The organism is Actinophytocola sp. (assembly GCF_050699935.1).
Lineage (GTDB): Bacteria > Actinomycetota > Actinomycetes > Mycobacteriales > Pseudonocardiaceae > Actinophytocola.
The window spans coordinates 1-12,691 of the sequence record NZ_JBOHGB010000187.1 but is presented as its reverse complement, the minus strand read 5'-3'; the positions used below and the strand labels follow the sequence as shown (position 1 = coordinate 12,691).

Here is a 12,691-nt window from a genome sequence, read left to right as displayed (position 1 = left end):
GCCGTCGAGCGCGCCGACGGCCGCGGCGACGCGCTCGTCGAGCGCCGGACCGTCCCCCACGACGGCCGCGATCCGCCGCTCGTCGAAGACGACCGCGAGCCCAGCACGGCGGGCCGCGGCACTCGCCGGCAGGCCGTAGTCGAGCCGAACCCGTGCCTCGAGGCCCGGCCCGGGGTCGGCGGACGGCGCGTGGCCGGCCGGGCCGGGCCGGCGCAGCAGCGCACGGGCCAGGTCGCCGACACCCGGCTCCCCGTCGGCCGCGGCGGCGAGGTTCTCGACGACCTCCCGCTCCACAATGGACAGTGGACCGGCCGCGAGCCAGCCGCGCAGCACCGACCGGACGGCGGCCGCGGTGTCCGGGTGCGAGCGAAGCGCCCGCCACAGCCGGTACGCCGCCTCGTGCAGCGCGGGCCCGGGTTCCAGGTCCGGCGACCCGAAGGCCGGCATCGTGGCGGCGAGCTCGGTGAGGAAGGAGTCCGGCACCGTGCCCTTGCTCCGTTCCGGCGCGCGCAGGAACCGCACCAGCGCCTCGCGCGCGCTCACCGTGCCGCCGCGCAGCGGGTAGCCGCGGCCCACCCCCAGCCAGCAGGTGCGCGCGAACCAGCGCAGCAGCTCGGCCTCGGCCTGGCGGCCGGCACCGCCCGCCGTCTCGCCGGCCACACGGTCGCCGGATCCGGAGTCGCCAGATCCGGCATCGTCAGATGCGGAGCCGACGGTGCCGGAGCCGATAGAGCCGGAGTCGAAGCCGCGTAGCAGTCGGGTCGCGGCCGCCACCGGTCCCACCGACGCCGGGCCGGCCGCGACGTACGGCGTGAACGAGACCGTGTCCCGCCTCGCCGGCGACGCGACCGCGGGCGTGCCGGCCGGCGGCTCGATCCGCAGCAGTGGCGCGCCGGCCGGGACCTGGCTGTTCGCCTTGGCGGACACGTCCCGCACGACGCCGTCGGCGGGTGCCCGCAGCACGGTCTCCAGCTTCATGCTCTCCAGCACCACGACGGGGTCGCCCTCACCGACGCGCTGCCCGGGCGTGACGCGCACGCTCACCACGACCGACGGCGCGGGCGCCCGGACGATCCCGGCCTGCTCGGCCCGCAGCCGGTAGCTGTCGCCGTCGAGGTCGACCTGCACGGTGCCGTCACCGATCCGCACGGTGGCCCGGACCTCCTCGCCGCCGCGCCGAACCCGCACGGTCTCCCGCCGGGCCGGCATGCGCTCGACGGCGACCACGCCGTCCCGGGTCTCGACCAGGTACGCCGCGGGGCCGACGCGGTGCACGAGGAACCGGTGCGCGGTGCCGTCCGCGGCGAGGTCCACCTCGATCCCCGGGGTGACCACGGCCTCCGGCCGGCCGCGCGCGGCCGTGGCGAACATGGCGTCGGCCCGTGTCGTCCACTCGTTCTCGGCGAGCACCACCGCGGCGAGCAGCAGTGCCGTCGCGACGCGTGACTCGGTGAGCGCGCCGGCCTCGGTCAGCTCGTCGACCCATTCGGTCGTGTGGGACAGCTCGGCGAGCTCGGGACGGGCGAGCAGTGCACGCAGGAACCCCAGCGTGGTGGCACCGTCCCGGACGACCAGGCGCGTCTGGGCGAGCGCGCGGCGCAGCCGGGCGAGCGCCTCGGCACGGTCGGCACCGCGCGCGACGATCTTCACGGCGAGCGGGTCGAACTCCGGGGGGACGGCGTCGCCCGCCGCGAACCCGGTGTCGAACCGCAGCCCCGGCCCGCTCGCCGGCTCCCACACCTCGACCGCGCCGGGCGCGGGCCGGAAGCCGTGCGCGGAGTCCTCTGTGGTCACTCGGGCCTGGATCGCCCACCCCCGCGGCGCCGGTGGGTGGCCGGTGAGCCGCGCGCCGAACGCCAGCTCCAGCTGGAGCTTCACCAGGTCCAGCCCCGTCGTCTCCTCCGTGACCGTGTGCTCGACCTGCAGCCGGGTGTTGACCTCCATGAACCAGAACCGGTTCGTGGCCGGGTCGAGCAGGAACTCGACCGTGCCCACCCCGGTGTATCCCGAGGCGCGGACGAGCCGGACGGCGGCGGCGCGGAGCCGCGCCACGACCTCGGCGGGCACGCCGGGCACGCCCGACTCCTCGACGATCTTCTGGCGGCGGCGCTGCACCGTGCAGTCCCGCGTGCCGACCGCCCACACCGTGCCCGCGTCGTCCGCCGCGACCTGCACCTCCACGTGCCGCGCACGCTCGACGACCTTCTCCACGAACAGCGCGCCGTCGCCGAACGCCGCGGCCGCCTCCCGGCCCGCCGCCTCGAACGCCGCCGGCATCGCGGCCGGACCGGTGACCACGCGGATGCCCCTGCCCCCACCCCCCGCGCTCGCCTTGAGCAGCACCGGGTACCCGATCCGGCCGGCGACCGCTGACGCGTCGTCCGCGTCCGCGACGGGCCCACCGCTCCACGGCACCACCGGGACCGAGACCGACTCGGCCAGCGTCTTCGCCCCGATCTTGTCTCCGAGCCCGCGCATCACCTCGGGCCGCGGCCCGACCAGCACCACGCCGAGGTCGGCGCAGCGCTGCGCGAAGTCCGGTCGCTCGGCGACGAACCCCCACCCGACCCAGGCGGCGTCGGCCCTGGTGCGCCGCAACGCCTCGGTCAGCCGGACCAGGTCGAGATAGGCGAGCCCACCGTCCGCACCGGCGCGCGCCGGTCCGAGGTCGTAGGCCTCGTCGGCGAGCTCGACGAACCGCGCGCCGGCCTCCTCGGTGGTGTGCAGCACGATCGTGCGGTGTGCCGTGCCGTGCTCGAGGTTGATCTCGCAGACGGCGTGCACCGCCCGCATCGCCGCGTCGCCGCGGTTGACCACGGCGATCCGCATACCCGGCGACGGCCAGATCCGCGCCTGTTCGGCGGCGGTCCGGCTGGGGGCAGTGGTCATCGGACCGCCGCTCGCCCCGCCGGGGTGAGGATCCGCTCCAGGGCGGCCGCGGACGAGGGGTACGGCGAGCCGAGCGGGGCGTCGCGCAGGGCGTCGATCGCCGCCGCGGCCTCGGCGGCCGACCCGCCGGCGAGCACCGGCTCGGACTCCACGACCCGGACCACGGACACCAGGCCACCGCCGACCTCCAGCACCAACCCGGTGTCCACACAGGACTCGGAGACGAGGTGCGCGACGACCGGGCTGACCTGCTCGGGGTCGATTCCCGCCGCGACGTCCTCGGGCAGCAGCGGGATCGTCATCCGGGTGCGGGCCACCGGCGCGATCGCGTTCACCAGTACGCCCTGCTTGGCGCCCTCCTGCTTGAGGACGTTCACCAGGCCGATCAGGGCCATCTTCGCCGACGCGTAGTTCGCCTGACCGAACTGTCCATACAGGCCCGACGCCGAGGAGGTCACCACGACCCGGCCCGATCCGGAACGGGCGAGCGCGTCCCACGCCGCGTGCGTCGTGTACACCGCGGCGCCGAGGTGGACCCGCACCACCGCGTCGAAGTCGTCGAGCGGCATCTTGGCGAAGGTGCGGTCACGCAACATGCCCGCGCTGTTCACCACCGCGTCGAGGCCACCCAGAGCCTCCTCCGCGAACGCGACGGCCGCCGCCGCGCCCTCGTGCGAGGCGACGTCGTCGTAGCTGGCGTACGCCCGCCCGCCGGCCGCGGTGATCTCCGCGACCACGGCGTCCGCCGGCTCCCGCGAGGTACCCGTGCCGTCGAGCTCGGCACCCGTGTCGTTCACGACGACGGCGCCACCCTCCGCCGCGACGGCGATCGCGTGCGCGCGGCCGAGGCCACGCCCGGCGCCGGTGACCAGAACTCGACGTTCCCGCAGATCAGCACTCATGCTCGCACCTTATCCGGCAATATCTGCATATACAACTATTGAATGCGCAGATACTTGTGCCTGCTATTGTCCTACGGTGGATCCGATCGAGGAGGGCCGGCGCAACTGGGTCGCGCACGACTCCGGCCCGGTCGAACAGGTGACGGCCGCGACGGCGCTCACCCGGGGTCAGCAGGTCGCGACGCGGCGCATGGCCCCGGTGCTCGCGGCGCACGACCTCACCTTCGCCCAGCTCGAGGTCCTGGTCGCGCTCGCCGAGTGCGACGGTCCGCTCGGCATGGGCGAACTCGGTGCCAGCATTGGCCTTCACCCCACCACCGCGGCGCGCACGGTCGCCCGGCTCGAGCGCGCGCGACACGTCGAGCGGGTGGATGACGAGGACGACCGGCGGGTGACCCGGGTCCGGCTCAACGAGCGGGGACGGGCCGTGGTCCGTGCCGCGCTGGCCGGGCTGCGCGAGGTCCGCTTCGGTCTCGACGGCTGGAGCACGGCCGACGTCCGCCGGTTCGCGGGCCTCGCCGACCTGGTCCGCGGTCAATGAACCGAGCCACTCCCCGCCCATTGAACAGTTCGATGCGCAGGTATCCGCTGCCGGAAGGTCGGCCATGATCGTCGTGTCCATCGGCTACTCCCGCTCCGTGCCGGTCGCGATCACGGCCGGCGCCGGCCCGCGCGATATGGTGCGACCGTGAGCTCCTCGACCTCGGCGAACCCGTCCGCGTGGGCCGGGCTCGACGGGGACGATCGGCTCGCCTTTGGCGCGGCCGCCGCACTGATCCGGTCCGCCGGGGCCGCGACCGCGCGAATCGACCAGATCCTGCGCCCCTTCGGCCTCACCTTCGCCCGGTACGAGGTGTTGCTGCTGCTGTCCTGGACCCGCAGCGGATCGATGGCGCTCGGCAGGATGCGCGACCGCCTGCTGATCCACCAGGCCGCGGTCACCAACCTCGTCGACCGGCTGGAGCGGGACGGGCTGGTGCGACGGGTCCCGCACGCGAAGGACCGCCGCACCACGCTCGCGGAGATCACCAGCCTGGGCCGCAAGGTCGTCGTCCCGGCCACCCGCGGCATCGCCACGCGGCTGCGCCTGGGCGTCAGCGACGCCCAGGCGGAAGAGATGATCGAGCTTGTCCAGCGGCTGCGCCGCAGCGCCGGCGAGATCGACTGACTCCGCGCGGACATCTCATGCCCCGGACAGCCCGGCCGCCTTCAGCGCGAGAGCACGGGCGCGTTCGATGTCGTAGTTCTTGCGGGTGACCAGCCGCTGGGCGAACAAGCCGCCGCCCGACTGGAGGTTCGTCACCTGGTGCCAGCCGCCGTAGGAGTCGGCCGTGGTGTCGCGGATGGCGTGGAAGATCTTGGTGCGGTACTCGCCGGTGATGTCCGGCCCGGTGCTCATGTACTTCTCCAGCAACGGCTTCAGGTCCGGATTCTCGAAGTCCGACATGGACGGTGCGGTGACGACCGCACCGCCGGCAATGTCGTGCAGGTGGCGGACCATCGCGTTGAAGTTGGCGGCGCCGTGGTACTTGGTGACGTTGGTGAACATGTCGTCCGGGTAGTAGTACCCGTCCGGTGTCACGTGCGACCGGGACAACGCGGCCTCGAGTCCCGCGCGCAGCAGCGTCGCGTGGATCATCATCTCGTCGATCTTCTCCCGCACGTGGGAGACCTTGGCCGTGCCGTTGGCCTCCGCGATCAGGCTCGCCAGGCCGACCAGCTCGTCGGCCTGGTTGACCATGAACGACACCCCGCCGAGCCGTTCCCACAGCCCGAGGGAGTGCGCGAAGACCGCCGCCTGCGCCGTCGGGCCGTCGAGGAAGACGCGCTCGTTCGGCACGAACACGTCATCGAAGAGCACCATGCTGTCCGGCACGCTGTCCCGCGAGCTGACCGGGTGGTCGCGGGGGTCGCGCCCGAGGGGGTGGTAGGTCGTGTTGGTGATGTGCACGCCGGGTGAGTTGACGGGCACGGCACACGCGATCGCGTAGTCCTCCTCCCCCGGCTTCATCGACTTGGTGGGCATGACCATCAGGTCGTGACCGAACGCGGCGGCCGTGATGTGCAGCTTCGCGCCGCGGATCACCACGCCGTCCGCCTGGCGGTCCACGACGCGGACGTAGGCGTCCGGATCGGACTGCTTGGCGGGCGCCAGGCTCCGGTCGCCCTTCGCGTCGGTGATGCACTCGGTGGCGCGGATGTCGTCGCGGCGCGCCTGTTCGACGTAGGCCTGGATGCGCGGCACGAACTCCGGCGCGCTGTCCGCCAGCCGCCCGGCCGCGACGAGCAGCGTCATGAGCGACTGGTAGGTGACGTTGAGCAGCAGGTCCATCTCGGTGATGACCGGGATGCGGTCGCGCAGCTCCTCCGGGGAGCGCGGAGCGATGGTCAGCGGGTTCACCGCGTCGGGGTCGGCGCTGTAGTACTTGTCGTACCCGTCGGCGATGGCCTGCAACGGAACCGCGAGCACGGGCTCGGACTCGAAGTCCTCGATCAACCGACCCTCGAAGTAGACCTTGCGTCCGTCCTTGAGGGAGTCCTTGTACTGCCGGCCGGTGAGCATCCTCGCGCACTCCTGTTCACCCAGGCGGTAATTGAATCTGACGTCTATGTCATATCTTGAGGTTGGATTTGTCAAGAGCCGCCGGTTTGCCGGCTGCCGCGCCGGATCACCTGGCCACGTGTACGGCTCGACGCGGCGAGGTCGAGGTCCGAGGAGTTCCAGTCGCGCGCGGCGCGCTCCTCCACGTCGTAGCCACCGGCCACGAACTCGGCCTCGACCTGACGATACGAGGCCAGCAACGCCCGCACCGCACGCGGGTTGTTGTCCGCGATTGAGCGTGCTATCGCGTGCGCACGGTCCGTGAGCCGCTCGTGCGGCACGACCTCGCTCACCAGCCCGGCGGTACGCGCCTGTTCGGCGTCGAGGAAGTCACCGGTCAGGCTCATCTGCCGGGCTCGCGAGCGGCCGACGGCCAGCGGCAGCAGCACGGTCAGGCCCCAGCCAGGCAGCACGCCGACGCGCGCGTGGGTGTCCGCGAAGGACGCGCGGTCGGAGCAGATGATCACGTCGCAGTTGAGCACCAGCTCGAGCCCGCCGGTCACCGCCGGGCCGTTCACCGCGGCGATCACGGGCTTGCCGATCGGCGGCCATGGGGCGTGCGTGCGGGACGCGGACATGACCGCCGCGTGTAGGCCCGATCCCGGCTCACCGAGCTCGGTGAGGTCCAGCCCGGCACAGAAGACCGGATCCGCTCCGGTGAGCACGGCGACGCGCACGGCGTCGTCCGCGTCGACCGCGGCCATCGCCTCGCCGAGCCGGGTGAGCAGCTCGGTGCTGATCGCGTTCCGCGCGGTGGGCCGGTTCAGCGTGATCGTCGCGATCGGACCGTCGACCGTGACGAGCACGGGGGCCGCGGTCACCGGCCCGTCCAGACGGGCGCCCGCTTCTCGGCGAAGGCGATCGCTCCTTCCCGCGCGTCGGCCGAGGCGGCCACCGGGCCCGCGATCTCCGCCTGGCGCTCGAACGCGTCCTCGGCCGGCCAGTCCGCGCTCTCGACGACGATCCGCTTGGTGGCGGCGACCGCGAGCGGGCCGTTGGCGGCGATCGCGCGGGCGAGCTCGCGGGCGGTGTCCAGCGCGGCGCCGTCGTCGACCAGCCGGTTCACCAGGCCCAGCTCGTACATGCGGCCGGCGTCCACGTGGCTGCCGAGCACGGCGAGCTCCATCGCCACGTGGTACGGGATTCGCCGGGGCAGCCGCAGCAGCCCGCCGCCCGCGGCCACCAGACCGCGCCGGACCTCGGGAAGGCCGAACGTGGCCCCGCGGGCGGCCACGACCAGGTCGCACGCCAGCACGATCTCGAACCCGCCGGCGAGCGCGTACCCCTCGACGGCCGCGATCACCGGCTTGCTGGCGGACCTCCGCGCGATGCCGGCGAAACCGCGCCCGGGCACCACCGGCCGCTCGCCGCGCACGAACGCCTTGAGGTCCATGCCGGAGGAGAAGGTTCCGCCGGCCCCGGTGACGATGCCCGCGGCGAGTGCGGGGTCCGCGTCCAGCCGGTCCAGTCCGTCCGCGATCGATCGCGCGGTCGCCTCGTCGATCGCGTTGCGTGCCCGCGGCCGGTCGATCGTGATCACGAGCGTGCCGTCGCCGTCGTCGGTGACGGTGACCTCATCGGACATGGCTGTCCCTTTCCTCCGCGTCGACCTCTCCGTCGATCGCGAGTGCGGCGAGGCGGTCCCGGTGCGCCCGGCCACCCCACAACGCCGCCGCGGCGACGGCCCGCTTGTAGTACAGGTGTGCGGGATGCTCCCAAGTGAACCCCACACCACCCAGTACCTGCAGCGCGTCGCCGGTCACCCGTCTCGCCGCGTCCGTGGTGACGACCTGGGCCAGGCTCGTGGCGAGCGCCGGATCGTCCCCACCGTGATCGTGTGTCCAGGCCGCGTGGTCCGCGACCGAGCGCGCCAGCTCGAGCTCGACCAGCATGTCCGCGCACCGCTGCTTCACGGCCTGGAACGAGCCGATGGGACGGCCGAACTGCAGCCGGCTCTTCGCGTAGGAGACCGCGGTGTCGAGCATCGTGCGGGCGACTCCGACCAGCTCCGCGGCCAGCAGCGTGACCACGACGCTCGTCGCGCCCGCCAGGTCCACGGCGTCGCCGACCCGCCTGGCCGGCACCGACACGAACCGGAGGTCGGCCTGGGGCCGGGTGAGGTCCAGCGTCGGCACCGGGTCACGGGTGACCCCGGCCGCCGCCACATCCACATGGAACAGTGCCGGCCCCTCGGTGACGACGAGCAGATCGGTCGCCACGGGACCGTCCACAACGGACGCCGCGGCCCCGTCGAGCCGCCAGCCATCCGGCCCGCGAGAGGCCACTGTGGACGGTCGACCCCAGTCCCCGGACGCGTCCGTCCCGACGACCGCGAACGTGCGGGAGCCGGTGCACAGGTCCGCCAGCAGCTGGCCGCACGCCGCCTCGTCGCCCGAGTCGACCAGCAGGCGGGCGGCGAACGCGGCCGACAGGTACGGCACCGGCGCGAGCGCGCCGCCGAGCTCCTCGGCGGCCGCCGCGGCCGCCACCGTTCCGGCGCCGCTGCCCCGCCACTTCTCCGGCACGCCGAGACCGAGCACGCCGAGCTGCGTACCGAGCGCCTGCCACGCATCCGTGACCGCCTTGCCGTCCTCGCTCACCGCGCGGACCGCGGGCTCGTCCCACACCCGGCGGCAGTGGTCCCGAACCACCTCGCGCAGGGCGCCGACCTCCGGTGCGGGGATGAACTCGGCCATCAGAACGTCCCTCTGTCGACGGTGATCCGCTGGTCGTTGACGTAGCCGGCACCGGGCCCCAGGAGGAACCCGACGACCGCGGCGACGTCCTCCGGTGCGCACACCCGGCCGTTCGGGGAGTCGGCGTCGAGCTCGCGGATGTCGTGGACGTCCCGGGTCGCGCGAACGAGCCGGCGGCCCATCTCGGTGTCGACGAGCCCGGGCGCCACCACGTTCACCCGGATCCCGTGCCGCCGCTCCTCCCGCGCGAGGCACGCGGCGAGCCCCTCGGCCGCGGCCTTGGCCATCACGTAGGGCCCGCCACCGGCGACCGGCGCGCTCGTGACCACGCTGGAGACGAACACGACGTCGCCGCGGCCGGCGGCACGCAGGTGCGGCAGGGCGGCCCGGCACAGCTGGTGCGGGCCGACGGCGTGGACGGCGAGCACCCGCGCCAGCTCGTCGAGCGGGGTGTCGGCCACGGACCGGCCCGAGCTCGCGACCCCGGCGTTGCTGACGACGGCGTCCAGGCCGCCGAGCCGGTCCGCGGCCGCCTCGACGGCACCGGGGGCCGCGGCGGGATCGGCGAGGTCCAGGCCGATCGCCGCCGCGCCCGTGCGCTCACCCATGGCGGTGGCCGCCGCGGCGGCGCGCCGGTAGGTGAACGCGACCGCGGCGCCGGCCGCCGCGAGGTGGCAGACGATCGCGGCCCCGATCCCGCGGCTGCCACCGGTGACGAGGACCCGCCGGCCGGTGAGGTCAGCCACGCGGTACCTCCCGCCACGGCCGGTCCTTGTCGGTCCGAATGTCGCCGGGCAGGCCGAGCACGCGCTCGGCGAGCACGCCGCGCAGCACCTCCGCGGTGCCGCCCTCGACGGTGTTGGCCCGCGACCGGAGCAGCTTCCAGGTGACGGTGTCGTGCAGGTCCGGCCCGCCGCCGTAACCGGGGTGGTGGGTGCCGGTCATACCGAGCAGGTCCACGCACAGGTCGTACACCGCCTGGTTCAGCTCGGCCCAGGCGAGCTTGCCGAGCGAGCCGAGCGGACCCGCGGGCGCGTCGCCGCGTTCGACCGCGTGGCGCATCGTGGTCAGCCGCAACGCGTCCGCGCGGGCGAACAGCGACACCATCCGGTCGCGCAGCCCCGGATCCGGCTGCTCGTGCCACAACGCCAGCGCGTCGCCGATCGAGCCGCTGCCACGCGCCATCGAGCCGCCGCCGATCGCGTTGCGCTCGTTCATCAGCGTGGTCATCGCGACCCGCCAGCCGTCCCCGACGTCACCGAGCCGCCACGCGTCGTCGAGGAACGCGTCGCGCAACCACACCTCGTTGAACTCGGCGTCACCGGTCAGCTGGCGCAGCGGGCGCACCTCGACACCGGGATCGCGCATGTCGAGCACGAAGTAGGTCAGCCCGCGGTGCTTGGGCACGTCGGGGTCGGTGCGGGCGAGCAACAACGCCCACCGCGCCTCGTGTGCCTTGCTGGTCCACACCTTCTGACCCGACACCCGCCAGCCGTCGCCGTCCCGGACCGCGCGGGTGGCGAGACCCGCCAGGTCCGAGCCCGCGCCCGGCTCACTGAACAGCTGGCACCAGATCTCCTCACACACGTACAGCGGGCGGAACAACCGCTCGGGCAGCTCCGGGCCGCCGTGCGCCAGCACGGTGGGCGCGGCCATGCCATAGCCCATCGGGTTGAGGTCGAACGGGTCGGGGCCGCCCGCCACCTCGACGATCGCGTCGGCGATGCCCTGCGCTCCGGGCTCCACTCCCAGCCCGCCGAGACCGCGCGGGAAGTGCACCCACGCGAGGCCCGCGTCGAACCGGGCACCCAGGAACTCCGCGGTCGGCGTCGTGGCGGGTGAGTGCTCGGTGACGAGCCGGTGGGCGAGCTCCTCGACGAGGCGGTCGGCGCCGGTCATCGTTCCTCCTCAACGGTCCTCGAAGCGGGGCGGCCGGCGCCGGACGAACGCCTCGACCGCCTCGGTGTGGTCGCGGGTGAAGGTGGTCATGATCTGCGTGCGGTTCTCCAGGTCCAGCCCGGCGCGCAGGCTGGCGACCTCGAGCTGGCTCCACATCACCTGCTTGGTCATCCGCACGCCCATCGGGCTGTTCCCGAGCACCTCGCGCGCGATGTCCAGCGCACGCGCACGGGGGTCGTCGGACACCGAGCCCACGAGCCCGATGCGCTGCGCCTCCGCGACGTCGACCGCCCGCCCGGTCAGCAGCAGCTCGAACGCGGCGGACGCGCCTACCAGCCGGGGCAGCAGCCAGCTCACCCCGATGTCCGCACCGGACAGTCCAATGCGGACGAACGAGACGGCGAACCGCGCCGCCGGACCGGCCACCCGGACGTCCGCGCCGAGGGCCAGCGCGAGCCCGCCGCCGGCCGCCGCGCCGTGCACCGCGGCGATCACGACCTGCGGCAGGTCCCGCATTCCCGTCACCAGCCCGGCGATCCGCTCCTGCAACGCGAAGCGGGCCTGAACGGTCTCGGCGGGCCCGGCCTCGCCGTAGTCGCGCAGGTCCAGCCCCGCGCAGAACCCGCGGCCGGCTCCGGTGAGCACCACGACGCGGAGGTCGTGCCGGACGGCCAGCGCCGCCCACAGCGCGTGCAGGTCGTCGACCATCTCCACCGACATCGCGTTGAGCCGTTCTGGCCGGTGCAGCTCCACCTCCACCACGCCCGGCTCGGCCGCCCGCACCCGCACGCACCCGGTGCTCGGCAGTTCCGGGGAGGGCGATGCCGCGATCTCAGCCATGGGGGCGCTCCCCGAACGGAAGGTCTGCGTACGGGTCGCGATCTCGGGGCAGCCCCAGCACCCGCTCGCCGATGATGTTGCGCTGGATCTCGCTCGTCCCGCCCGCGATGCTGAGGATCTTGGCCGACAGGAACGCCTCCGCCGCGGCTTCGGTGTCCACATCGGACGGATCCCACGCGGTAGCGCCGCCGGGTTCGACCTCGGTCGCGAGCATGCCCAGCTCGGTCTCGAGCTGCGCGTGCGCGAGCTTGCGGATGGACCCCTCCGCGCCGGGCGTGCGGCGGCCGAGGTCGGCGAACGCCCGCACGGTCGCCATCTGCAGCGCCCGCTCCGTCACGAACGCGCGCAGCACCTTGTCGCGCAGGACCGGATCGGCCCACGCGCCGGTCTCCCGGGCCCGGTTCGCGATCGCGTCCGCGCGGCCCGAGCCGACGCCGGGCCGGCCGGACAGCCCGCTGCGTTCCTGCGCGAGCGTGGTCAGCGCGACCGCCCAGCCACCGTTGCGCGGGCCGAGCCGGTCACCGTCGGGCACGACGACGTCGGTGAGGAACACCTCGCCGAACTCCGCGTGCCCGTTCAGCTGACGCAGCGGCCGCACCTCGATCCCGGGGCCGCGCAGGTCGAGCAGGAAGTAGGTGATGCCGCGGTGCTTGGGCCGGTTCTGGTCGGTGCGGGCCATCAGCAGCCCGAAGTCGGCGACGTCGGAGTACGAGCTCCACACCTTCTGGCCGTTGACGACCCAGCTGCCGTCCTCGCGGCGCACCGCACGGGTCGCCAGCGCGGCGAGGTCGGAGCCCGCGCCGGGTTCGCTGAACAGCTGGCACCACCGGTGCTCGCCGCGTGCGAGCGGGCGAAGGTACCGC

The 12,691-nt window shown here is 73.9% G+C and carries 12 protein-coding genes; 2 read left to right on the top strand and 10 right to left on the bottom strand.

Annotated features, from left to right (window positions below; translation table 11 throughout):
* Both ACRDTB_RS34295 and ACRDTB_RS34290 read right to left on the bottom strand, forming a co-directional pair.
* On the bottom strand, positions 1–2,889 hold a 2,889-nt coding region (locus ACRDTB_RS34295; protein ID WP_431436391.1), incomplete at its 3' end, for a biotin carboxylase N-terminal domain-containing protein.
* The gene (locus ACRDTB_RS34290; RefSeq protein ID WP_431436390.1) at positions 2,886–3,791 is read right to left on the bottom strand and encodes an SDR family NAD(P)-dependent oxidoreductase; all 906 of its coding nucleotides are present in this window, start codon (positions 3,789–3,791) and stop codon (positions 2,886–2,888) included. The genes ACRDTB_RS34295 and ACRDTB_RS34290, both read right to left, overlap by 4 nt.
* A gap of 76 nt (positions 3,792–3,867) precedes the next feature.
* Between ACRDTB_RS34290 and ACRDTB_RS34285 the strand changes: the two genes are divergently transcribed.
* A complete protein-coding gene (locus ACRDTB_RS34285; RefSeq protein WP_431436389.1) occupies positions 3,868–4,332 on the top strand; it encodes a MarR family winged helix-turn-helix transcriptional regulator in 465 nt (154 codons plus the stop codon).
* 147 nt (positions 4,333–4,479) lie between these two features.
* On the top strand, positions 4,480–4,959 hold the full coding sequence (locus ACRDTB_RS34280) for a MarR family winged helix-turn-helix transcriptional regulator (RefSeq protein ID WP_431436388.1): 480 nt from the start codon (positions 4,480–4,482) through the stop codon (positions 4,957–4,959).
* Positions 4,960–4,974: 15 nt separating this feature from the next.
* On the opposite strand, the gene ACRDTB_RS34275 is transcribed toward ACRDTB_RS34280, so the two are convergent.
* From ACRDTB_RS34275 to ACRDTB_RS34240, 8 genes are all read right to left on the bottom strand, one after another.
* Positions 4,975–6,354 carry a 4-hydroxyphenylacetate 3-hydroxylase N-terminal domain-containing protein gene (locus ACRDTB_RS34275; protein WP_431436385.1) on the bottom strand — a complete coding sequence of 460 codons (1,380 nt, stop codon included), beginning with the start codon at positions 6,352–6,354 and terminating at the stop codon, positions 4,975–4,977.
* A gap of 71 nt (positions 6,355–6,425) precedes the next feature.
* A complete protein-coding gene (locus ACRDTB_RS34270; RefSeq protein ID WP_431436383.1) occupies positions 6,426–7,214 on the bottom strand; it encodes an enoyl-CoA hydratase in 789 nt (262 codons plus the stop codon).
* Positions 7,211–7,978, bottom strand: a complete 768-nt coding sequence (locus ACRDTB_RS34265) for a crotonase/enoyl-CoA hydratase family protein (RefSeq protein WP_431436382.1) — start codon at positions 7,976–7,978, stop codon at positions 7,211–7,213. Before ACRDTB_RS34265 ends, ACRDTB_RS34270 begins: the two co-directional genes overlap by 4 nt.
* On the bottom strand, positions 7,968–9,089 hold the full coding sequence (locus tag ACRDTB_RS34260; protein WP_431436381.1) for an acyl-CoA dehydrogenase family protein: 1,122 nt from the start codon (positions 9,087–9,089) through the stop codon (positions 7,968–7,970). Before ACRDTB_RS34260 ends, ACRDTB_RS34265 begins: the two co-directional genes overlap by 11 nt.
* Positions 9,089–9,835: an SDR family NAD(P)-dependent oxidoreductase gene (locus ACRDTB_RS34255; protein ID WP_431436379.1), complete on the bottom strand. Its 747-nt coding sequence runs from the start codon at positions 9,833–9,835 to the stop codon at positions 9,089–9,091. Before ACRDTB_RS34255 ends, ACRDTB_RS34260 begins: the two co-directional genes overlap by 1 nt.
* The gene (locus ACRDTB_RS34250; RefSeq protein ID WP_431436378.1) at positions 9,828–10,988 is read right to left on the bottom strand and encodes an acyl-CoA dehydrogenase family protein; all 1,161 of its coding nucleotides are present in this window, start codon (positions 10,986–10,988) and stop codon (positions 9,828–9,830) included. Before ACRDTB_RS34250 ends, ACRDTB_RS34255 begins: the two co-directional genes overlap by 8 nt.
* A gap of 9 nt (positions 10,989–10,997) precedes the next feature.
* Complete coding sequence (locus tag ACRDTB_RS34245) at positions 10,998–11,828, bottom strand: enoyl-CoA hydratase/isomerase family protein (protein WP_431436377.1); 831 nt, start codon at positions 11,826–11,828, stop codon at positions 10,998–11,000.
* On the bottom strand, positions 11,821–12,691 hold an 871-nt coding region (locus ACRDTB_RS34240), incomplete at its 5' end, for an acyl-CoA dehydrogenase family protein (RefSeq protein ID WP_431436375.1). The genes ACRDTB_RS34245 and ACRDTB_RS34240, both read right to left, overlap by 8 nt.